Annotated in this window: 18 protein-coding genes; 11 read left to right on the top strand and 7 right to left on the bottom strand. The window is 62.1% G+C overall.

Going from position 1 to position 21,817, the window contains the following annotated elements; genetic code table 11:
• Positions 1-17 precede the first annotated feature (17 nt).
• Entirely contained in the window at positions 18-1,007 is a 990-nt protein-coding gene (locus R6254_RS07010) for an IS30 family transposase (RefSeq protein WP_318405506.1), read from the top strand.
• Positions 1,008-1,574: 567 nt separating this feature from the next.
• On the opposite strand, the gene R6254_RS07005 is transcribed toward R6254_RS07010, so the two are convergent.
• The 4 genes from R6254_RS07005 to R6254_RS06990 form a co-directional block, all read right to left on the bottom strand.
• Positions 1,575-2,618, bottom strand: coding sequence for a VWA domain-containing protein (locus R6254_RS07005; RefSeq protein WP_318406074.1), 1,044 nt, complete (start codon positions 2,616-2,618; stop codon positions 1,575-1,577).
• Positions 2,619-2,654: 36 nt separating this feature from the next.
• Positions 2,655-3,683, bottom strand: a complete 1,029-nt coding sequence (locus R6254_RS07000) for a DUF58 domain-containing protein (protein WP_318405505.1) — start codon at positions 3,681-3,683, stop codon at positions 2,655-2,657.
• A 146-nt stretch (positions 3,684-3,829) separates the two neighbouring features.
• Entirely contained in the window at positions 3,830-4,840 is a 1,011-nt protein-coding gene (locus R6254_RS06995; RefSeq protein ID WP_318405504.1) for an AAA family ATPase, read from the bottom strand.
• Positions 4,841-4,850: 10 nt separating this feature from the next.
• Entirely contained in the window at positions 4,851-5,750 is a 900-nt protein-coding gene (locus tag R6254_RS06990; protein ID WP_318405503.1) for a S1C family serine protease, read from the bottom strand.
• 127 nt (positions 5,751-5,877) lie between these two features.
• On the opposite strand from R6254_RS06990, the gene R6254_RS06985 reads away from it, so the two are divergent.
• From R6254_RS06985 to R6254_RS06945, 9 genes are all read left to right on the top strand, one after another.
• Complete coding sequence (locus R6254_RS06985; RefSeq protein ID WP_318405501.1) at positions 5,878-6,729, top strand: TatD family hydrolase; 852 nt, start codon at positions 5,878-5,880, stop codon at positions 6,727-6,729.
• Positions 6,723-7,223: a DNA-deoxyinosine glycosylase gene (locus R6254_RS06980; protein WP_318405500.1), complete on the top strand. Its 501-nt coding sequence runs from the start codon at positions 6,723-6,725 to the stop codon at positions 7,221-7,223. Before R6254_RS06985 ends, R6254_RS06980 begins: the two co-directional genes overlap by 7 nt.
• A 4-nt stretch (positions 7,224-7,227) precedes the next feature.
• Positions 7,228-8,004: a spermine/spermidine synthase domain-containing protein gene (locus R6254_RS06975; protein WP_318405498.1), complete on the top strand. Its 777-nt coding sequence runs from the start codon at positions 7,228-7,230 to the stop codon at positions 8,002-8,004.
• A 48-nt stretch (positions 8,005-8,052) separates the two neighbouring features.
• Positions 8,053-9,855, top strand: a complete 1,803-nt coding sequence (gene tfpB / locus R6254_RS06970; protein WP_318405496.1) for a type IV pilus assembly ATPase TfpB — start codon at positions 8,053-8,055, stop codon at positions 9,853-9,855.
• Positions 9,856-10,006: 151 nt separating this feature from the next.
• Entirely contained in the window at positions 10,007-10,495 is a 489-nt protein-coding gene (locus tag R6254_RS06965; RefSeq protein ID WP_318405495.1) for a tripartite tricarboxylate transporter TctB family protein, read from the top strand.
• 9 nt (positions 10,496-10,504) lie between these two features.
• Positions 10,505-12,016 (top strand): tripartite tricarboxylate transporter permease, encoded by a 1,512-nt coding sequence (locus tag R6254_RS06960; protein WP_318405493.1) that lies wholly within the window; start codon positions 10,505-10,507, stop codon positions 12,014-12,016.
• A 120-nt stretch (positions 12,017-12,136) separates the two neighbouring features.
• Positions 12,137-13,126 carry a Bug family tripartite tricarboxylate transporter substrate binding protein gene (locus tag R6254_RS06955; RefSeq protein ID WP_318405491.1) on the top strand — a complete coding sequence of 330 codons (990 nt, stop codon included), beginning with the start codon at positions 12,137-12,139 and terminating at the stop codon, positions 13,124-13,126.
• Positions 13,127-13,196: 70 nt separating this feature from the next.
• Complete coding sequence (locus R6254_RS06950; protein WP_318405489.1) at positions 13,197-14,915, top strand: gamma-glutamyltransferase family protein; 1,719 nt, start codon at positions 13,197-13,199, stop codon at positions 14,913-14,915.
• Positions 14,916-14,963: 48 nt separating this feature from the next.
• A complete protein-coding gene (locus R6254_RS06945) occupies positions 14,964-15,863 on the top strand; it encodes a DMT family transporter (RefSeq protein ID WP_318406072.1) in 900 nt (299 codons plus the stop codon).
• A 120-nt stretch (positions 15,864-15,983) separates the two neighbouring features.
• On the opposite strand, the gene R6254_RS06940 is transcribed toward R6254_RS06945, so the two are convergent.
• Positions 15,984-18,368, bottom strand: a complete 2,385-nt coding sequence (locus R6254_RS06940; RefSeq protein ID WP_318405487.1) for a penicillin acylase family protein — start codon at positions 18,366-18,368, stop codon at positions 15,984-15,986.
• A gap of 223 nt (positions 18,369-18,591) precedes the next feature.
• Between R6254_RS06940 and R6254_RS06935 the strand changes: the two genes are divergently transcribed.
• Complete coding sequence (locus tag R6254_RS06935; protein ID WP_318405486.1) at positions 18,592-19,386, top strand: SDR family oxidoreductase; 795 nt, start codon at positions 18,592-18,594, stop codon at positions 19,384-19,386.
• 64 nt (positions 19,387-19,450) lie between these two features.
• Here the strand turns inward: R6254_RS06935 and R6254_RS06930 are convergent, their stop codons facing one another.
• Together R6254_RS06930 and R6254_RS06925 are read right to left on the bottom strand one after the other, a co-directional pair.
• Complete coding sequence (locus R6254_RS06930) at positions 19,451-21,139, bottom strand: methyl-accepting chemotaxis protein (protein ID WP_318405485.1); 1,689 nt, start codon at positions 21,137-21,139, stop codon at positions 19,451-19,453.
• A gap of 97 nt (positions 21,140-21,236) precedes the next feature.
• Positions 21,237-21,734 carry a chemotaxis protein CheW gene (locus R6254_RS06925; RefSeq protein WP_318405484.1) on the bottom strand — a complete coding sequence of 166 codons (498 nt, stop codon included), beginning with the start codon at positions 21,732-21,734 and terminating at the stop codon, positions 21,237-21,239.
• Between the last annotated feature and the right edge of the window lie 83 nt (positions 21,735-21,817).

Genomic DNA, 21,817 nt, shown 5'->3' with positions numbered 1-21,817 from the left:
AGTCTCAACGAAGCACCATGAACTACAAACACTTGACCCGAGAAGAACGATACCAAATTCACGCGCTCAAGCGCCAAAGCGTCAGCCTGGGCTGCATAGCGGCAGAACAGGGTCGCAACCGCTCAACGATCAGCCGCGAGCTCCAGCGCAACAGCGCAGCCACAGGCTACAAGCCTGCGCAGGCGCACGATAGAGCCCTGGAACGCCAGGGTGAGCGGCGCAACGCCCGGCACTTCAGCGCCGCCCAGTGGGCTCATGTCGAGGCTTTGCTGCGTCTGCAGCTCTCACCCCAGCAGGTCAGTGGCCGACTCAGGCTGGAGAAGGCCATCTGCATCAGCACGGAGGCCATTTACCAGCGGGCCTACCGAGACAAAGGCCAGGGCGGAGATTTGGTGAGTTACCTGCGCTGCCAGAAAGTCAGGCGCAAACGCTACGCCAGCGGCCAGGAGCGCCGAGGCGTGCTGGCCCATCGCACCGGCATTGAGCAGCGCCCCGCGGTGGTTGATCAGCGCAGCCGTCTTGGCGACTGGGAGGGGGACACCATCATTGGCAAGCATCACCAAGGCGTGCTGCTCACGCTGGTCGAGCGCAAGTCGCGCTACACGCTGGCCTGTCAGTTGAATTCGCGCCATAGCGCGGGGGTGACACAAGCCGTGATCGCGCTGCTGCGGCCCCACCGCAGGCGCTGCTACACGTTGACATTTGACAACGGCAAAGAGTTTGCAGAGCACGCCTTCATTGCCCAATGTCTGAGCGCCAAGGTGTACTTTGCCCACCCGTACTGCTCCTGGGAGCGTGGGCTCAACGAGAACCACAATGGCTTGCTGCGCCAGTACTTCCCCAAGAAGACCAGCTTTCTCAAGGTGAGCCAGCATCAGGTCGATGACGCGGTGTACCGGCTCAATCACCGGCCTCGTAAGTGCCTGGGCTACCGCACGCCGCACGAGGTCTTTTACGGCTTGACGATGCAGCCCATTACACTGCCTTTTGTTGCACTTTGTACTTGAATCCGCGAGATTTTTCGGCCTCTAGTCCAATATCGGTGGGCGCAAGTAGCTATTGAATTTATAGCTAGCTTTCCTCTTTACCCATGCCGTTTGGAGGACCTCTTTGAGGTCTTCTTTGCCTCGACCGATTGTTTTATGCCTGCAAGCCGGGAGTAGCCCAGCAGCTACTCACTTTCTTTTGCTTCGCCAAAAGAAAGTAAGCAAAGAAAAGGCAACCCCACTGTCTGCGACCCCTACGCTGCGCTACGGGGCAAGCTGCGGTGTTCGGCAAAAGCGGGGTCTCGCTCGAACTCGCCTTCGGCTCAGACAATCGCGAGCCCTGATCCGCTTTTCCCTGTGCTCCTCGGCGCAGGCAGAAGGGGGTGGATTCGGGTGCGGGAACTAAGCAATCCCAAGAGGCCGTCATTCATGCACGTGTTTGCAGCACACAAGGCCAAATGAAGTCCCCCTCCATCGCCCAGCGGGGCGAGGGAGGGGTTAGGGGTGGGAGTGGGGAGTCCGTTCTACTGTCAATCACAGACCCGAAGCGCAACGTGATGCCGGTTTCCTGCACGCCAGTCGGCAGTCTCAAAGAATCCGGTTGAACCACAACATCGACAAACCGGCCGACAACAAGGCCAGCACCGCGGCCGCCAAAGCCAGCAGCGCGGAGATCTCGGTTTCTTTTTTTTCTATGGTCAGGCGCGAGCTCAGGGTTTCGTAGACTTTTTTCAGGTCGCTCGCCGTGCCTGCGTAAAAGTAGTCGCCCTGCGTTTTGTTGGCGATGGCCTTGAGGGTTTCCTCGTCGAGCTTGACGCGCATGGACCAGCCTTCAAAACCAATGGTTTCACCGTCCACCGTACCTATGCCCACGGTGTAGATGCGTACCCCGCGGTCGGCGGCCATTTTGGCGGCTTCCAGTGAATCAACGCCGGTGGTGCGCTGGCCATCGGTCAGCAGGATGATGGCGGCCGAGGTGTAGGAGCCGGGGGCCACTGGCGTGAATTCTTTTTTGGCGTCCTGGGGCGCCTGGTCGATGGCGATGCCGTTGCTGCGGTTGCGGCCATAGGTCAACGATGCCAGGTCAATGCCGGCATTCGGAAACAACTCGGCCAGCGACACCACAATGGCATTGCCGATGGCGGTGGCGCGCTGCAGCTGGAAGCGGTCGATGGCGGCCACCAGGTCTTCCCGATTCAGGGTGGGGGCTTGCACCACCGAGGCCGTGCCGGCAAATGCAACGATGCCGACACGCACGCCGCGCGGCAACTCGGCCAGAAAGGCCTTGGCGGCGTTCTGCGAGGCGACCAGGCGGTTGGGCTGCACATCGGTGGCGCGCATGCTGCCCGACACATCCATGGCCAGCATGATGGTTTCCTGCTGCGACGGCAAGGCGACCACGGCAAAAGGCCGCGACGCGGCCAGCAGCATGGCGGCCATGGCCAGCAAAAACAGCAGCGGCGGAATATGGCGCCGGATACTTTGCCCGACGCCCATGGCTTCGCGCACGATGGACAGGCTGGCATAACGCAGCGCGATTTTCTTTTTGCGCCGCAACAGCCAGACATAAAGTCCCACCAGCAGGGGCAGGGCCAGCAGCAGCCACAAAAACTGGGGCCAGAGGAAGGTCACGGGGGCGTTCATTGGGGGTTCTCCCTGGCGCCGGGTTCAGGCGGCGGCCTTGAGATGTTCGGGCAGTTGGGACCGGCCTTTGCTGGCCGCGCTAGATGCCTGGCCGCGCCGTTTGCGCATGTCGGTAAAACGCATGACGGCATCGACCAGGTCGCCGTCGGTGGCCAGCTCCAGGGTGTCGACGCCAGCGCGCACCAGGGCTTGGCGCAGCTCCGCTTCACGCTGGGCGGCAATCCGTGCAAAGCGATGGCGAAAGCCTGCATCGTGGGTGTCCACCAGCAACTGCTCGCCGGTTTCTGCATCGCGGATCGGGATCAGCCCGATGTCGGGCAGCGCCAGCTCCAGCGGATCGAGCAGGCGCACCGCCACCACCTCGTGGTGTTGTGCCAACTGGCCCAGTGTTTTTTCCCAGCCGGGCTCGCTGATGAAGTCCGACACCACAAACACGGTCGAGCGCCGGCGGATCAGGTTGGCCGCCGCGCGCAGCAAGTCATCCAGGCGGGTGGTCATGGCGGTGGTGGTTTCGGGGCGCGCCATCATGGTGTGCAGCAGGTGCAACACATGCTGGCGGCCGCCGCGTGCGGGCAACACGGTGTCCACTCCGGCGCCGTAAAGCATGGCGCCGACACGGTTGCCATGGCGCGTCAACACACGTGCCAGCAGCGCGACAAATTCGGCCGACACCTGGCTTTTGCGCTGCTGGCCCGAACCAAAGTCGACCGAGGGGCTGAGGTCCAGCAAAAACCAGCTGGCCATTTCACGGTCTTCGGTGAACACCCGCACATGCGGCGACTGCAAACGCGCGGTCACGTTCCAGTCGATGTGACGCACATCGTCGTGGTGCTGGTATTCACGCAAGTCGGCCAGGTCCATGCCGGTGCCACGCATCAGCGTGCGGTAGTCGCCCTGCAGCAGGCCGTCGAGCCGGCGCAGCACCGTCCATTCGAGGCGGCGCAAGACTTGTTCGGCGCCGCCGCCAGCGTCCGTACGCGCCGCCGCTGCCGAAGCGCGGCTGGCGGCTTCGACAGACTCAGCGTGAACAGATTTACGTAGCCAGTTTTTCATGACAGACCAAGTTCAGAACGATCGGAGTTGGGGGGCTTGTCTTGTTCCAGCAAGGGCCGCGGGTCCCGCTTCGCCGGACCGCAGGCGCAGCGGCCCCCGCGGGGGGCAGAGAGCTACACGCAGTGAGCGAGCGTGGGGGCTCCATTTCAAGCTGCGAGTTTTTCATGTTCAAGCGGCCGGGCCGGTGCCGGCACTTTGGCCATGATTTTGGCGATGACGGTGTCCGAGTTCAAACCTTCGGACAAGGCCTCGTAAGACAAGACCAGCCGGTGCCGCAACACATCGGGCACCAGGTCGCTCATGTCTTCCGGCAAGGCATAGGTGCGGCCGCGCAACATGGCCAGCGCCCGTGCGCCTTCGGTCAAGGCGATGGTGGCGCGCGGGCTGGCGCCGAAGGTGATGAAGCGAGCCAGCTCGTTCAGGCCGTGTTTCTCAGGCGTACGGGTGGCCGACACCAGGCGCACCGCGTACTGGATCAGCGAGGGGTCCACATACACGCGGCGGCATTCACGTTGCAACTCCGCCAGCTGTTCGGTGGTCGCCACGCTGGAGACGGTCACGGCCGGGCCGGTGACACGCTGGACGATCACAAACTCTTCCTCGTCGCTGGGGTAGTCCACCAGCACCTTCATCATGAAGCGGTCCACCTGGGCTTCGGGCAGCGGGTAAGTGCCTTCGGTTTCAATCGGGTTCTGGGTGGCCATGACGAGAAAGGGCTCGGGCACGTGATGGGTTTCACCGGCGATTGTGACCTGCCGCTCCTGCATCACTTCCAGCAGCGCGCTTTGCACCTTGGCCGGCGCGCGGTTGATCTCGTCGGCCAGCAGCAAGTTGGTGAACACCGGACCCAGCGAGGTGCTGAAGTCGCCGGTTTTCTGGTTGTAAATACGGGTGCCGACCAGGTCGGCCGGCACCAGGTCGGGGGTGAACTGGATACGTTTGAAGCGGCCGCGCACCGTGCTGGCCAGGGTCTTGACGGTCAGGGTTTTGGCCAGGCCGGGCACCCCTTCGACCAGCAAATGGCCTTGCGCCAGGATGGCGACCATCACGCGCTCCAGAAAGCGATCTTGGCCGACGACCACACGTTTGACCTCGTAGAGGATTTGCTCCATCAGTTGTGCGGTGCTGGCGTCTTGCGTGGAGCTTGGTGTGTGCATGGGAGGTCCTTCAGAAAGGGGTCAGGCCGATGGCGGAGGCGGCGTTTTCAATCGGCACGGCAAAAGCAATACCGACAAAACTGCGCTGCTGGTTGGGGTTGAGGATGGCGGTGACGATGCCGACGACCTCGCCATCCATGGTCACCAGCGGGCCGCCGGAATTGCCCGGGTTGGCGGCGGCGTCAAACTGGATCAGGTTGCTCATTTCCTGCTTGCCTTCGGGCGAGCGGAAGGTGCGGTTCAGGCCGGACACCACACCGGCCGAGGCCGAGGGGCCGATGCCAAAGGGGTAACCCACGGCCAGCACATGGTCGCCGGGCGCCAGGTCGCCGGTGGAGCGCATGGTGGCGGCAATCATGTCGTCGGGAATGGTGTGGGCTTGCAAGACCGCGAGGTCATTTTCCGGCTGCAGGCCGGCGATGCTGGCGCTGGACTGCAGCCCGTCCGCGAACACCACCTTGATGCTTTGGGCGCCCTGGACCACATGCAGGTTGGTCAGGATGATGCCTTTGTCAACAATGACCACGCCGGTGCCGACACCCACCTCGACATCTTCCTTGCCGTCCTTGCTTTTGCGGTAACTCGTGACACGCACGACCGAGGGGCGAATCACCTCGTAGGCCTTGGCCACGGCGGAGGGCAATTGGGCGGTTGCCAGTGTTTTCAGGACGGCGGCGTTGATGTCTTCCTGGGTCAGCTTGCGCGGCTGAGGGCGCAGGGCCAGCGCCAGGCTGAGACACAGCAGCACGGCCAGCACCAGGAGGGCAGCCCAGAGCAGGCGCGGGTTGGTCAGAGAGGAAAAACGGGGGGCGGGGACTGTGGGTGCTGAAACATCTGCGCCGGGGTCGCGCGCAGGCGCTGGGTCCTGCGGGGGGCGGCTGGAGCTGCTGTAAAGGGCTGGCCTGCGCATCCGTTTCACCTGTGTCTGTGGGTTTTCGGGACTGACGATGAACGGTATCACGTCTGGCCCATCCCTGCATAGTATTTGGGCATGTGGTGGGGGTATCTCGTCAGGGAACTTCAGGCATCATCCGGCCATGCCCTTCTGGATAGACAGCCATTGCCACCTCGATGCCGGGGAGTTTGCCGCCGACCGTGAGGCCATGCGTACGCGCGCGGCGGCCGCGGGCGTGCGGCACTGTGTGTTGCCGGCGGTCGGGGTGTTTAATTTTGCCGCCGTGCGGTCGCTGGCGCACGCCTGGGGGGACAGTTACGCCCTGGGTATTCATCCGCTGTATGTTTCGCAGGCGCGGGACGACGACCTGGCGCTGCTGGACGCCGAACTGGCCTTGCGCCAGGCTGATCCCCGGCTGGTGGCTGTCGGCGAAATCGGGCTGGATTATTTTGTACCTGAACTCACCCAGAGCCCGCTGCGCGAACGCCAGGAACATTTTTACCGCGCCCAACTGGTGCTGGCGAAAAAACACGGTCTGCCGGTGATCCTGCATGTGCGGCGTTCGGTGGACCGGCTGCTCAAACATTTACGCGAGGTTGGCGGGCCGAACGCCAGCTGGACCGGCATCGCCCATGCCTTCAACGGCAGTGAGCAGCAGGCCGGCGAGTTCATCAAGCTGGGTTTCAAGCTGGGGTTTGGTGGTGCCGTGACTTTTGAGCGCGCCTTGCAACTGCGGCGCCTGGCGGCCGAATTGCCGCTGACGGCCCTGGTGCTGGAGACCGACGCGCCCGACATTGCGCCGCACTGGCTGTACACCACCGCCGAACAACGCGCCCAGGGTCAGACCCAGGGCCGCAACGAGCCGGCGGAGTTGCCGCGGATTGCCGCTGTGGTGGCGCAGTTGCGCGGCTTGAGTTTGGAGGCGCTGGCGGCGGCGACCACGGCCAACACGCTGGCGGCCTTGCCCAGGCTGAAAAGTCTGCTGCCGTGCTGACCGGCTTGCCGCCGCTGGTCGCGCGCGATACACGTTTGCTGATCCTGGGCAGTTTCCCCGGCGTGGCCTCCTTGGTCGCCCAGCAGTATTATGGGCACCCGCAAAACCATTTCTGGAAGATATTGCAAGCCATTTGGCCTTCTGGCCCAATAGGGACGGGCGCAGATAGCTATAAAATTCGTAGCGACTGGTTGTTGTCCAAAAAACTGGGGGTGTGGGACGTGTACGCGGCCTGCGAGCGTGAAGGCAGCCTGGACAGCCGTATTCGTAAGCCAGTGGTGAATGACTTTGCTGAACTGCAGCGCCAGTGCCCGGACCTCGAAGCCATCGCCCACAACGGGGCCGAAAGCTTCAAACATTCCCTGCATACCCCCTTGCTGGACTTGCCAGTTTATAAATTGCCTTCTACCAGCCCGGCCAATGCCGCCTGGTCGTTTGAGCGCAAACTTGCCGCCTGGCGTGAAGTATTTGAAAAACACCGATTGATCGACTGAGCTGATGACCCGCAAAGAAATCCATAACAAGAACCTGCCCCAGGCGGACCTGCCCGAGGTCAATTTTTCCGATTACGGCGACATCCGTTATTTGCACCTGGGCACCGAGTGGGTCCAGGGCTCCATGCTGCTGGACAAACCTTTTGACATTGAGCTGGAGTACGTCCAGCGCATGATGGTCTGGCTGCTGTTCACCGAACCCACCAAGGTGGCGGCACGCCACGCCATGCAGTTAGGCCTGGGGTCGGCCGCGCTGACCAAGTTTTGCTACAAAAAGCTGAAGATGAAAACCACCGCGGTCGAGCTGAACCCGCAGGTGATTGCCGCCTGCCGCTTGTGGTTCAAGCTGCCGCAGGACGATGTGCGCCTGCAGGTCATCCTGGCCGATGCCGCACAGGAAATCCGCAAGCCGGAACACCACGGCCGTATTGACGCCTTGCAGGTGGACCTGTACGACCACGAAGCCGCCGCGCCGGTGCTGGACAGCGCGGACTTTTATGCCGATTGCCGGGAGGTGTTGAGCGAAGACGGGGTCATGACGGTCAACCTGTTTGGCCGCGACTCCAGCTACCTGAGTTCGCTGGAAAAAATCGCCGAAGCTTTTGGGCCGGAGTCGGTCTGGGCTTTCAAACCAACGCGGGAAGGCAACACCATCGTGGCGGCGCAGCGTGAACCCAGCCGGCCCGAACGCACCGAACTGGCGCAAAGGGCCGAGTTGATTGAGTCGCGCTTTGGCATGCCGGCCAAAAAATGGCTGCGACTTTTCAAACCGGTCTGCTGACAGCCGGCCGGTGAGGTCGCCGGCAGGGTGATCAGTTACAGTGCGACCATGCGCGCCGCCATGCCCCCTCCACACCGCCCTGAAACCACTGCCCCGGCGGCCCCCGCCGGTCCGCTGGACTGGCGCCGTTTGGTCGAGTGGCTGAGCGAAGACGGCGTGATCTCCAGCGCCGATGCACAGCGCACGATTGCACGCTGCGCACAGGTGCAAAGCGCCCAGCACCCCTTGATCCGGCTGGCCAGCGTCAGCATGACACGTGTCGCCGACGGCAAGCCGCTGGACATTGAAACCATTGCTAAGTGGCTGGCCGGACGGGCTGGCCTGGCTTATCTGCGTATCGATCCGCTCAAGGTGGATGTGGGCAAGGTGGCCGACACCATGTCGGCCGTGTATGCCGAGCGCCACAAGGTCTTGCCAGTGCAGGTCACCGCCGCCGAGGTGGTGGTGGCGACCGCCGAGCCTTTTGTCACCGACTGGGTTTCCGAGGTCGAGCGCCAGGCCAAACGCAGCGTGCGCCTGGTGGTGGCCAATCCGATCGAGATTGCCCGTTACACCGCCGAATTTTTTGCCCTGGCCAAATCCGTCAAGGCCGCCATGAAAGCCGGCGGCAACAGCGGGGCCGCCAGTTTCGAGCAACTCGTGGAGCTGGGCAAAACCAATAAACAGCTGGACGCCAACGACCAGGGCGTGGTGCAGGTGGTGGACTGGCTATGGCAATACGCTTTTGACCAGCGCGCCAGCGACATCCACCTGGAGCCGCGGCGCGACCAGGGCGTGATCCGTTTTCGCATCGATGGCGTCTTGCACCCGGTTTACCAGATGCCCATGGGGGTGCACAACGCCATGACAGCGCGTATCAAGTTGCTGGGGCGTATGGACGTGGTGGAAAAGCGCCGCCCGCAGGACGGTCGTATCAAGACCCGCAATCCGCGCGGGGATGAAATTGAAATGCGCCTGTCGACCCTGCCCACGGCTTTTGGCGAAAAAATGGTGATGCGGATTTTTGACCCCGACACCACGGTCAAAGATTTGGACGGGCTGGGTTTTTCGCAACACGACGCCGGCCGCTGGGAGCAACTGGTCAAGCGGCCTTATGGCATTGTGCTGGTGACCGGACCGACCGGTTCGGGCAAAACCACCACCTTGTATTCCACGCTCAAGCGGATTGCCACCGAAGAAGTCAACGTCAGCACAATTGAAGACCCGATCGAAATGATCGAACCGGCCTTCAACCAGACGCAGGTGCAGGCGCACCTGGATTTTGATTTTCCGGAAGGGCTGCGGGCGCTGATGCGGCAAGACCCGGACATCATCATGGTCGGCGAAATCCGCGACCTGCAAACCGCCGAAATGGCGGTGCAAGCCGCGTTGACCGGGCACCTGGTGTTCAGCACTCTGCACACCAACGACGCGCCCTCGGCCGTGTCGCGCCTGATGGAGTTGGGTGTGCCTTCTTATCTGATCAACGCCACCTTGCTGGGCGTGTTGGCGCAGCGGCTGGTGCGCACCCTGTGTACCTTGTGCCGCGAAAAAGACGAAGGCAGCTCGCGCGAAACCCTGGCCGAAGTGGTCAAACCCTGGCAGATCAACGGCGGTTACCAGCCTTACAAACCGGCCGGTTGTGTCGATTGCCGCATGACCGGATTTTTGGGCCGCATGGGTTTGTATGAACTGTTGACGGTGACCGAAGCCTTCAAGGACAAGGTCACCAAGGAGCCCAGTATTGATGCCTTGCGACGCCAAGCGGTGGCCGACGGCATGCGTCCCCTGCGGCTGGCGGGGGCGCTCAAGGTGGCCGAAGGGTTGACCACCATCGAGGAAATCCTTTCCACGACGCCGCCCATGGCCTGAGAGGCTTCAAGGGGGTAGGTGTTAACCCTAGTCCCGCAGCGGCACACTTATACTTTTGCCGCTTTTCCGCGTAAGTGAAAGCCACATACGGCGTGCAGTTAATTACATGCACAATCCAGCGATCCATTTATTTCTATTTCAGGAGACAACCGTGCATATCAAGAGTCAAAAAGACTTCTTTTGCGGGCTGATGTTCATCGCCGTCGGCGTGGCATTTGCCTGGGGTGCCAGCACCTACAACGTTGGCTCAGGCGCCCGTATGGGCCCGGGCTATTTCCCGTTGATGCTGGGCATCTTGCTGGCCATCATCGGTGCCGGCGTGACCTTCATGGCGCTGGTGGTAGAGACCGAAGGCGGCGACAAAATCGGCAAATGGGCCTGGAAGCCCTTGGTCTGCATTATTTCCGCCAACATCGTGTTCGGCATCCTGCTGGCGGGCCTGCCCGCCTTCGGATTTCCCGCCTTCGGCATGATTGTCGCGATCTACGCGCTGACCTTTATTGCCAGCATCGCAGAAGCCGGCTGGAAATTCAAAGCCACCTTTATCCTCGCGACCGTTCTGGCTGCCGGTAGCTACGTGGCTTTCGTCTGGGCGCTGAAACTGCAATTCCCGGTGTGGCCTGCCTTCATCACCGGCTAAGGAAAAATAATGGAACTGATTGAACATTTGTCGCTAGGTTTTGGCGTGGCTTTCACGCCCATCAACCTGCTGTACGCGCTGGCCGGTTGTGTGCTGGGTACCCTGATTGGCGTTTTGCCAGGGGTGGGTCCGGTGGCCACGATTGCCATGCTTTTGCCTGCTACTTACGCCTTGCCGCCGGTGTCGGCACTGATCATGCTGGCCGGTATTTATTACGGCGCGCAATACGGCGGTTCGACGACCGCTATTCTGGTGAATCTGCCGGGTGAATCTTCCTCGGTGGTGACCTGTATTGACGGCTACCAGATGGCCCGAAAAGGTCGAGCGGGGCCGGCGCTGGCGGCTGCCGGCTTGGGTTCGTTCTTCGCCGGTTGTGTGGGCACGCTGATTCTGGCTGCCTTCGCACCACCGCTGACCGAACTGGCTTTCAAATTCGGCCCTGCTGAATACTTTGCCCTGATGGTCCTGGGCCTGATCGGCGCCGTGGTGCTGGCATCGGGTTCGCTGCTCAAAGCCGTGGCCATGATTGTGCTGGGTCTGCTGCTGGGCCTGGTGGGTACCGATGTGAACTCCGGTGTCGCACGTTTCAGCTTTGACGTTCCTGAACTGACCGACGGTATCGGTTTTGTCGTGATCGCCATGGGCGTTTTCGGCTACGGCGAGATCATCAGCAATCTGGCTCAGCCAGAACATGAGCGCGAAGTGTTCACGTCCAAGGTGTCTGGCCTGTTTCCAACAAAGCAGGATTTCAAGGACATGACGCCAGCCGTGCTGCGCGGTACTTTCCTGGGTTCTGCACTGGGTATTCTCCCCGGCGGCGGTGCCTTGCTGGCAGCTTTTGCAGCCTATGCGCTGGAGAAAAAAATCAAGATGCGTCCGGGCGAAGTTCCTTTCGGCCAGGGCAACATCCGCGGCGTGGCGGGTCCCGAGTCGGCCAACAACGCTGGCGCACAGACGTCCTTCATTCCGCTGCTGACCCTGGGTATTCCTCCCAACGCCGTGATGGCGCTGATGGTGGGTGCCATGACGATTCACAACATCCAGCCTGGCCCGCAGGTCATGACCAGCAACCCGGAACTGTTCTGGGGCCTGATCGCCTCGATGTGGATCGGCAACGCCATGCTGGTGATTCTGAACCTGCCGCTGATCGGCATGTGGATCAAGCTGCTGACCGTGCCTTACCGCTACCTGTTCCCGGCCATTGTGTTGTTCTGTGCGATTGGTGTGTATTCGACCAACAACAACACCTGGGACATCTGGATGGTCGCCATCTTCGGCATCATTGGTTATCTGTTCGTCAAGCTGGGTGCCGAACCCGCACCCCTGCTGCTGGGTTTCATCCTGGGCCCCATGATGGAAGAAAATCTGCGCCGTGCGCTGCTGCTCTCCCGCGGCGACTGGAGCGTGTTTGTCACGCGTCCGCTGTCGGCCGGTTTGTTGGCGGCGGGTCTGCTGCTGCTGGTGATCGTGTTGCTGCCTTCGGTGAAAAGCAAACGCGAAGAGGCTTTTGTCGAGGACTGATCCTTCTCGCCTCTGTCTCAAAAAAAGCGCCTTCGGGCGCTTTTTTTTTGCCCATTCAAGGCCGGATGTTGGGGCAAAGCCCTAGGCCGCGCATGGGGAAAACGGTTCAGAATTTGAGCGATGCAACGCAAACACATTATTTTTGCGGCGGTCGCCTTCACAGCGCTGTCAGCCCTGGCACAAACACCGGTTGCCTCGACAGCCCAGGCGCAGGCCTACCCGAACAAGCCGATACGTTTGATCGTGCCTTTTCCGGCGGGCGGGGCGACCGACATCCTGGCGCGGGCGCTGTCGCAAAAGCTGGGTGAAAAAATCGGGCAGCCCGTGGTGGTGGACAACCGGCCCGGCGCCGGTGGCACCATAGGGGCTGACGCGGCGGCCAAGGCCGCACCGGACGGCTACACCTTGCTGCTGGCCACCTCCAGCACACACAGCATAGGCCCGGCCATCAACCCCAAAATCCCCTACAACGTCGAGACGGATTTCACGCCCATCGCCTACGTGGCCAGCTCGCCCAATGTGGTGCTGGTGCCCAACTCCTCACCGTCCAAAAGCATGCAGGAGTTCATTGCCTACGCGCGCAAAAACCCGGGGCGCTTGAACTACGCGTCCAGCGGCAACGGCACCATCGTGAACCTGACCACCGAATATTTCAAGGCCGAGTCCGGCACCTTTATCTTGCACATCCCATACCGCGGCACGGCGCTGGCCATGCCCGACCTGATCAGCGGCAAGGTCGACGTCTTGTTTGATTCGCTGGTCACCGGCATGCCTCATGTCCGCGACGGCAAGTTGCGCGCGCTGGGTGTGACCAGCCTGAAACGCACGGCCCTGGCGCCCGGCCTGCCGGCCGTGGCCGAGGTATTGCCAGGTTTTGAATCGGTGACCTGGTTTGGTGTGTACGGACCCAAGGGCCTGTCCGGCGAGCTGACCGCCAAGGTCAACCAGGCCCTCAACGCAGCCCTGCTCGACAGCGACGTGAAAGAACGTTTTGCCCGACTGGGCGCCGAACCCACGGGCGGCACGCCACCGGCCTTTGCCGCCATGGTCAAGGCCGACAACGCCAAGTGGAAAAAAATCATCACCGAGCGCAAGATCACCGCGGAGTGAGTGCGCGCACCTTGACGCCGGGGCTGGCCACACGGGCGAGCCCAGGGGTTTTCTTTTTTTAAAACGTCCCATGAAATTTAATTACACCAACCCCTACACCTCCACCCGCCTTCCGCTGTTTGCGCGCAACGTGGTGTCCACCTCCCATCCACTGGGCGCGCAGGCCGGCCTGCGCATGTTGCACCAGGGTGGCAACGCGGTGGATGCGGCGATTGCCGCGGCGGCCGCGATGACCATCGTCGAACCCGTCAGCAACGGCCTGGGCAGTGATGCCTTCTGCATCTTGTGGGACGGCAAGGCCTTGCATGGGCTGAACGCCTCCGGTCCAGCGCCGCAGGCCTGGACCCCTGATTACTTCAAGCGCAAATACGGCGACCAGGCCAAAACTCCGCCCAAACGCGGCCTGGATTCCGCGACCGTGCCCGGCGCCGTCAGCAGTTGGGTGGCCTTGAGTGACAGGTTTGGCAAGTTGCCCTTTGCTGATCTGATGGCGCCGGCCATCGAAATTGCCGAGCGCGGTTATTTGATCCCGACCGTGGTGCAGCAAAAATGGGCGGCCGCGACCGGGGAGCTGAAGTCGCAGCCCGGTTTCGCCCAGTCCTTCCTGCCCTGGGGCCGTGCGCCTGAGATTGGCGAGTTGTTCCAGTTCAAGGCCGCGGCCAAGGCCTTGCGGGCGATTGCCGAGACCAAGGGGGCGGCGTATTACGGCGGCGCCATTGCCCATGCGATTGAAAAATTCTCCAAGCAACACGGCGGCAGCCTCACGGTCAAGGACTTTGAAAATTTCAAACCCGAATGGGTCCAGCCGATTGGCCAAAACTACCGCGGCTACACCTTGCACGAGATCCCGCCCAATGGCCAGGGCATTGCCGCCTTGATCGCACTGGGCATTCTGGAGCACTTCGATGTGGCCGGCTTGCCGGTCGACGGCGTGGATTCGCAACACCTGCAGATCGAAGCCATGAAACTGGCGTTTGCCGACATCTACAAATACGTGGCCGAGCCATCGTTTATGGAGGTGACCCCCGCGCAAATGTTAGACGCCAGCTACCTCGCGTCCCGTGCCAAACTCATCGACATGAAAAAGGCACAAGACTTTGGCGCGGGCAACCCGGTCAAGGGCGGCACGATTTACCTGACCGCGGCGGACGAAGACGGCATGATGGTCAGCTTCATCCAGAGCAACTACATGGGTTTTGGCTCGGGTTGTGTCGAGCCGGAATTCGGCATCAGCCTGCAAAACCGCGGCCATGGTTTCAGCCTGCAAGCGGGTGCCAACCAAGTGGCACCGGGCAAACGGCCCTTCCACACCATCATTCCGGCCTTTCTCACCAAAGACGTCGGCCCCTCCGATGCCCAGTGGGAGAGTGTGAAGCATTTGGCGTCGGGCCCCGAGGGCCACTCCGGGTTCCGATCCCCTGAAGGGGCCCCTCTCCAGCCCTCCGTAACCCTCCCGGTCATGAGTTTCGGCGTGATGGGCGGCAACATGCAGCCGCAAGGCCACATGCAAACCCTGGTGCGTATGCTGGACCACGGCCAGGGCCCGCAAGTGGCTTGTGACGCACCGCGCTGGCGTTTCAACGCCGGCATGGAGATCAATGTCGAAGGGGCGATGAACCCGGCCACCGTGCAAGGCCTGGCCGAGCGGGGCCACCGCACGGAAGTGATCAACGACTCTTACCAGGACTTCGGCGCCGGCCAGTTCATCTGCCGCGCGGGTGATCCCAAGGTGCAGGGCTATATTGCGGCCAGCGACGCGCGGCGCGACGGCCAGGCGGTCGGTTTTTAAATCACAGTTTTGATCCATCATTCAAAGAAAAATAGCCCTCCAGCCCATATCCCACGGGCGCAAGAAGCTACCAAAAACATAGCAACGGGCTTGCTGCTGGCAACCTTCGGCGCGATCTTCTTCAGCGGCAAGGCGATCATCGTCAAGCTCGCTTACCGCTACGGCGTGGATGCGGTCACGCTCATCATGTACCGCATGTTGTTTGCACTGCCGATTTTTGCGCTCATGGCCTGGTGGGCCAGCCGCGGCAAGGCCGCGCTCACGCGGCGCGACTGGCTGGGGGTGTTGTGGCTGGGTTTCACCGGTTATTACCTGGCGAGTTTTCTCGACTTTGCGGGGCTGGCCTACATCACCGCTTCCCTGGAGCGGCTGATTCTTTACCTCAACCCCACGCTGGTGTTGCTGCTGGGGCTGGTGCTTTACCACCGGCGTGTCAGCACGGCGCAACTCCTGGGCATGGCGATCAGCTACAGCGGCGTGCTGCTGGTGTTTGGCCACGAGATTACCTTGATGGGCCCGAACGCGGCCTGGGGCACCTTGCTGGTGTTTCTCAGCGCCATCAGTTATGCGCTCTACCTGGTCTACAGCGGCGAGATGGTCAAACGCCTGGGGGCTTTGCGGCTGGTGGGCCTGGCCAGCACCGTGGCTTGCCTGTGCTGCATCCTGCAGTTTCTGGTGCTCAGGCCGCTGAGCGCCGCCGAGGTGGCGCCCGAGGTGATCTGGTTGTCGCTGCTGAACGCCACCTTGTGCACGGTTGCGCCGGTGCTGATGGTGATGATGGCCGTCGAACGTGTAGGTGCCAGCATGGCCGCGCAAGCCGGCATGGTAGGCCCGATGTCCACCATCCTGATGGGGGTGCTGATTCTGGGTGAACCCTTCACCGCCTGGGTGGCGGCTGGCACGGCGCTGGTGATTGCCGGGATTTTTGTGTTCAGTCGCGGTAGATAGGGCCCCCACGCTCGCTCGCTGCTTGTAGCTCGCTGCCCCCCTAGGGGGCACTGCGCCTGCGGACTGGCGGAGCCAGATCCGCGGCCCTGGCTGGTTGGGGCCAGGGAGGCGTCGCGGGAGTCAATAGGCCAGTGTCACCGGCGGCCCTACACGCTGGGCCTTCACGTCGGCTGCATGGAAGGGCAGTGCCAGCCACTGTTTGGCCGAGAACATCGGCAACTGGTCGTAGTAGCGGGGCGAGGTCGGGTCGCTGCTCTGGCCGTAGGTGAGCAGGCCATGGGCCACCGGGCCGCGTTCATCGAAGCTCACGGCCTGGATGTAGCTGCTGCCATAGTTGATCCCGTAGCCCTGGTTGTTGAGCGTGGGCTGGCCCTGGCTTTCGACCTTGTTGAGCACACCCTCGAACTCGTCGCCGCCGTGGATCGTGACCGTCTGCCCGCGTACCACACGTGTCTGGACCTGCGCCAGCGGGACGTCGATCGCCAAGCCCGCGCTGCGCACGACGGCGGCCGCGTCACCCAGCGCCTTGAACACCGCGTCACGGGTGGCCGGTGTTGCCATGTCCAGGCCAGCCGGTGTCAGCACCGGGCGCGCCGCATCAAAAGGCACACGCCAGACCTTGGGGACATCCTTGGCCTTGCGCCAGAACTCGCGGAACAGCGGTGCACCCTTGGAGGCGCTGTTGCTGGTGCGGTCCCAGCCGGCGAGAACCAGGCAGGCTTGTGCGACATCCTGCGAGAGTGCTGGCGCGTTTGTCTTGCACGCGGCGATCAGGTCGTCCACCACCAGCATGCCGGCCAGGTTTTTGTCGCGAAAAATCACGCTGCGTACCTCGGCCGAGCCCATGCGATTGCCGCTCAATCCGTCGCTGCCGGCCAGGCGCGCCTGAATCTCCAGGATGGCACTGCGTGTGCGCAAACGCTGCGGAGTGCCGATGGCGCCGACCAGCGGCGAGACACCAGCCATGGGCGCAATCGCCGGGTTGCTGAGCCAGTAGCTGTCGTTGCTGTTTTGCACCCAGTCTGGTGTGATGACAACCGGCATACGTGCCGGCGCGATGATGCCGGGCGCGGCAACACCGTTGTCGCGGTTCCAGGCGCAGCCTGCGCGTGACCCGTCCAGAATGGGCAGGCCCGCAGCCGCAAACAGGGCTGCCGCGCGCGGTGAGGGCGCGCAGGTCTTGAGCATGTCGGCCGACACGTCGGGCACCACCGACAGATCGGCGTACATGGCGTTGCCCTCACGATCGGCTGCGAGGGTGTTGATCCATGGAATGCCCTGGTTGCCCATGGCCGCGCGCAATTCACCCACGTTGCGTGCCAGCGCCATCTTCATCCAGCTCTCGGCGGAGCGCACATTGAGGGTGTTGGCGTCGCGAATGGCGTAGGCCGTGGTGGCGGTCCAGCCCAGGCCGGCGGCCGGGAGTGAAACGACCGGACCCCAGTCGGTGCTGTAAAAAGTGCGGCTGGCCGGTGCGGCACCGGGTGCAGAAGCCGCCGGCAGGGTGACCGTGTTTGCGCTCATCTTTTTGCGCTGGCCGTCAACCAGATAGACGGTCGGATCGTTCGGATCCAGCTTGAGTTCGTAGAGGGTGAAACGTTTGCCGGTCGAGACCGTATGTGTCCACGCCACATCCTTGTTGAAACCTATCGATACCACCGGGCTCAGGCCACCGGTCGCCCCCATGATGTCGAGCTTGCCCGGAATGGTGAGGTGCATTTCCCAAAAGCGGTTGGTGCCGACCCAGGGGAAGTGCGGGTTGCCCAGCAACAGGCCGCGTCCATCAGGCGTTGCATTGCGGCCAAAGGCCCAGCCGTTGGAGCCGAACTCCCCGCCCTCGGGGTTGGCGTTGAAGCTGTAGCGGGCGACTTCCGCGACCGCCTGCTGCAGAGGGACAGACGCTGCGCCGGTTTTGGTACCCGCTGCGGGGGGTGCTGCCGCCAGCACGGCACCGGCCAGGGCCCCCACGCCGCCCAGAATCATGGATTGCTCGGTCGCGCGGGCCAGGTCGGACAGCGATATAGGCCGCACCCACGGTTTGCCTCGACAAGCTTCCGGGAGTCCGTTGGGTCCCACATCTTGTAGGTAACGGTTGTAGCCGGCCACATAGCCACGCAACGATGCCTGGACATCGGCGCTGGTGGTGGCGCCAGCACGCGCCAGCGCGGCGTCGTCCATGTGGTTGCGGATGAAGAGATCAATCTGAGTGTTCGGCAAGCGGCCCAAACCGAGTTCACCGGTGTTTTGCGCGCCGAGAAACTGCGCGCGTTCACCGCGCACCGTCAGCAGGTGTTCGGCCGTCTGGCAGACGTTGTCCTGGGCATGGGCGTAGGCCACGCCGTAAGCAATACCCTCGTAATCCTGGGCCGTGATGTGGGCAATGCCGTAAGGCGTGCGTTCGATCTGCACATTGCGCGAACCGGGCGGCGGCACCGTGCTGCAAGCCGTCAGCGCCAGGAGGGTGAGGGCAGCAAGCGCCGCCGGTGCGGCGAAGCGAGACGTCATGGGCAAGCAGGGTTTCATGGGAGAGCGTCCTTAGCAATGAGAATTTCATTACAGCAGGCGCACGGCATGGCGTCACGCATGAATACCCGGTCGCTGTCGCCTAGGTGCTAGCCGATACGCCTCTGCATTCTCGTCGCAAGGCGCAGGAAACCAGCCCATGAAGAGGCTTGAATTTACTCAGTATCATGGCCCATCAACTTTCACGAATGAAGCGGGAATTATTATGGATTTAGGTATCACCGGTAAATGGGCTTTGGTCTGCGGCGCAAGCAAAGGTCTGGGTCTGGGTTGCGCCCAGGCCCTGGTGCGCGAAGGCGTGAATGTGCTGATCGTCGCGCGAGGCGCCGAGGTGTTGCAGGCAGCCGCTGCAAAATTGATAGCTGATAGCGCTCGTCCCACGGGGGCTAGCGTGCTATTTGTTGCTGCAGACATCACCACCACCGAAGGCCGTTCGGCGGTTTTTGCGGTGCGCAAGGATTTCGACATCGTGGTGACCAATGCCGGCGGCCCGCCACCGGGCGACTTCCGCGACTGGGACCGCGGCGCCTGGATCAAGGCGGTGGATGCCAACATGCTGACCCCCATCGAGCTGATCAAGGCCACCGTGGACGGCATGGCCGCGCGTGGTTTTGGGCGCATCGTCAACATCACCTCCAGCTCGGTGAAGGCACCGATCGACGTCCTCGGCCTGTCCAATGGCGCGCGCAGTGGCCTGACGGGTTTTGTCGCTGGCGTGGCGCGCACCAAGCTGGCCAGTCAAGGCGTGACCCTCAACAACCTGCTGCCCGGCGTGTTCGACACCGACCGCATCAAGAACATGTTGCAGGGCGCCTCGGAAAAGACCGGGCAATCGGTGCAGTCGCTGGCGGATGCGCGCCGCAAAAACATTCCAGCCCAGCGTTTTGGAACGCCCGAAGAATTTGGTGCCATCTGCGCGTTTTTGTGCAGCACCCATGCGGCTTACATCACGGGCCAGAACGTGCTGGCCGACGGCGGGGCGTACCCCGGGACTTACTAGAAAGGTAGAAAGCCGCCAGCCGGGCCCTGTCGCTGCGTGCCGGCCCTGCGCTGCCTGCCTGTCCTTAAAACGTTTCCCAGTCCCCAGCGGCCGGTGCAGCAATCGCCTGCTTGGCCGGCGGCGGCTGCATCGGGGCGCCTCGGGGTTTGGCCGGCGTACTGCGCCTGGCCTGGGCCACATGGATTGATTGCCCCTGCGCGCCATCCAGCTTGAAGACACTGACCACCTGAGACAGCCCGCTGGCCTGCTCCTGCAGGGAGGCTGCTGCTGCAGCTTCTTCAACCAGGGCCGCGTTCTGCTGCGTCACCTGGTCCATCTGCGTGATCGCCTGGTTGATCTGTTCAATGCCTGAGGTCTGCTCCTGGCTGGCGGCGGTGATCTCGGCCATGATGTCGGTCACACGTTTGACGCTGTCGACGATCTCGTCCATGGTTTTGCCGGCTTCAGCCACCTGTTTGCTGCCTTCTTCGACTTTGTCCACCGAATCACCGATCAGGGTCTTGATTTCTTTGGCGGCAGCAGCACTGCGCTGGGCCAGGTTGCGCACTTCGGCGGCGACCACAGCAAAGCCTCGACCCTGCTCGCCGGCCCGGGCGGCTTCTACCGCAGCGTTCAAGGCCAGGATGTTGGTCTGGAAGGCAATACCGTCAATGACACCAATGATGTCGACAATCTTGCGGGACGACGCATTGATGGCGCCCATGGTGCCCACCACTTCAGCCACCACACTGCCGCCCCTGACGGCCACGCTGGAAGCAGACACCGCCAGTTGATTCGCCTGTCTGGCGTTGTCGGCATTCTGTTTGACGGTGGAAGTCAGCTCTTCCATGGAAGCAGCGGTTTCTTCCAGGGAGCTGGCTTGTTCTTCCGTCCTGGACGACAGGTCCTGGTTGCCGGCAGCGATCTGGCTGGAGGCGGTGGCGATGGTGTCTGTGCCTTGACGGACTTCACCGACCACTTTGGCCAGGCTGGTGTTCATCGCTTGGAGGGCTTGCATCAGCTGGCCGGTTTCGTCTTTGCTGGTAACTTCGATGTTGGAGCTCAGGTCGCCGGCGGCAACAGTTTGCGCCAGTACCAGCGCTTGGCCCAAGGGCCGGGTGATGGCGCGGGAGATCACGACGCCGATGGCGATGCCCGCGAGCACGCCGCCCACCGTGAGGCTGATCAATAGCAGCCGGATGTTCGCATAAATCCGGTCTGTTTCATCATTCAACTTGGACGCAGTAGCCATCTTGCCGTCTACCAGCTTGGTCATCAAATCGTCGGCTTTGTTTCCTACAGTGCCCGCTTCGCCGAAAAGCTGTGCGACCGAATCGCGCGCTTCGCCGAGTGGCTCCGTCTGCAGCGTTTGCACCACCTTATTCATGGCGGCAGCGTAGGCTTGGGCGGCAGAACGGGTTTCTTCCATCAGTGCTTTGCCTTGCGGGGTCGCGAACTTGGCAGAGGAAATTTCCAGTTCCTTGTGCATACCCAGAAGGCGTTGCTGGACCGCCTCGATCTCTCGGTTGCGCTCTTCGGACGTCGACGCCAGTATGGCGGAACGCACCGAACGGCCAACGGCCAGCAGGTGCATATTGGCTTCGGCCACGTGCCGCAAACCGGTCGTTTCACGTTCGTACATTTGGGTCGCGAGGTTATTGATCTCGCCGGCTTTCAGAATGCCTTGGATTCCAACGATGCCGCCAATGGCGGCCACGACCAAAAAGCCACCGATCAGCTTGGTGCTGACCTTCAAGTTTGCTAACCAGTTCATGTCAAATTCCTATGTATCAATTTTTGTCAGCGGCGAAGGGCTTATCAAGCCCGCCATATGCGGTATGCCGGTGTCTTTGGTGCAGCCAGGGGTTATCTCAGGCCGCGAGTTTTTCGACCAGGCCCATGTCATCGCTGGTCATGAGTCGGTTGAGGTCGACCAGGATCAGCATGCGTTCGTCCAGCGTGCCCAGACCAATCAGGTAGTCGGTGTCCAGCACCGTGCCCATCTCGGGCGCCGGCTTGACTTGCTCCGGCGTCAAGGTGATCACGTCCGAGACGCTGTCCACCACCATGCCCATGACCCGGCTGGCGATGTTCAGGATGATCACCACCGTGAAGGGGTCGTAGGTTGGCGTACCCAGCTTGAACTTGATACGCATGTCGATGATGGGAACAATGATCCCGCGCAGGTTCACCACCCCTTTGATGTGCTCCGGCGCATTGGCGATACGCGTGACTGCGTCGTAACCACGCAACTCCTGCACCTTCTGGATATCGATGCCGTACTCTTCCTGGCCCAGCTTGAAGGCCAGGAACTCCAGAGCACGGGAAGGGGTTGCCGTCGACGACGACGGACTTGTTGGTTCGTGCATCAGCACTCCTTTGAACGATAAAAAGCGGGAAGGCGCAGACCCTGCCAAGCGCAAGCGTGCTGGAGCGGCCAACTACGTAGCGG

It is taken from the genome of Polaromonas potterensis, assembly GCF_033446725.1.
Taxonomy (GTDB): Bacteria; Pseudomonadota; Gammaproteobacteria; order Burkholderiales; family Burkholderiaceae_C; genus Polaromonas.
The sequence above is the reverse complement of the archived record's forward strand: the minus strand, read 5'-3'. Positions and strand labels throughout refer to the sequence as shown.

Excerpts from the sequence above, each read along its gene's own strand:
- R6254_RS07010 (WP_318405506.1), top strand. The coding sequence starts at position 18 with ATGAACTACAAACACTTGACCCGAGAAGAACGATACCAAATTCACGCG.
- R6254_RS07000 (WP_318405505.1), bottom strand. The coding sequence starts at position 3,683 with ATGAAAAACTGGCTACGTAAATCTGTTCACGCTGAGTCTGTCGAAGCC.
- R6254_RS06995 (WP_318405504.1), bottom strand. The coding sequence starts at position 4,840 with ATGCACACACCAAGCTCCACGCAAGACGCCAGCACCGCACAACTGATG.
- R6254_RS06990 (WP_318405503.1), bottom strand. The coding sequence starts at position 5,750 with ATGCGCAGGCCAGCCCTTTACAGCAGCTCCAGCCGCCCCCCGCAGGAC.
- R6254_RS06985 (WP_318405501.1), top strand. The coding sequence starts at position 5,878 with ATGCCCTTCTGGATAGACAGCCATTGCCACCTCGATGCCGGGGAGTTT.
- R6254_RS06975 (WP_318405498.1), top strand. The coding sequence starts at position 7,228 with ATGACCCGCAAAGAAATCCATAACAAGAACCTGCCCCAGGCGGACCTG.
- tfpB (WP_318405496.1), top strand. The coding sequence starts at position 8,053 with ATGCGCGCCGCCATGCCCCCTCCACACCGCCCTGAAACCACTGCCCCG.
- R6254_RS06960 (WP_318405493.1), top strand. The coding sequence starts at position 10,505 with ATGGAACTGATTGAACATTTGTCGCTAGGTTTTGGCGTGGCTTTCACG.
- R6254_RS06955 (WP_318405491.1), top strand. The coding sequence starts at position 12,137 with ATGCAACGCAAACACATTATTTTTGCGGCGGTCGCCTTCACAGCGCTG.
- R6254_RS06950 (WP_318405489.1), top strand. The coding sequence starts at position 13,197 with ATGAAATTTAATTACACCAACCCCTACACCTCCACCCGCCTTCCGCTG.
- R6254_RS06940 (WP_318405487.1), bottom strand. The coding sequence starts at position 18,368 with ATGACGTCTCGCTTCGCCGCACCGGCGGCGCTTGCTGCCCTCACCCTC.
- R6254_RS06935 (WP_318405486.1), top strand. The coding sequence starts at position 18,592 with ATGGATTTAGGTATCACCGGTAAATGGGCTTTGGTCTGCGGCGCAAGC.
- R6254_RS06930 (WP_318405485.1), bottom strand. The coding sequence starts at position 21,139 with ATGAACTGGTTAGCAAACTTGAAGGTCAGCACCAAGCTGATCGGTGGC.
- R6254_RS06925 (WP_318405484.1), bottom strand. The coding sequence starts at position 21,734 with ATGCACGAACCAACAAGTCCGTCGTCGTCGACGGCAACCCCTTCCCGT.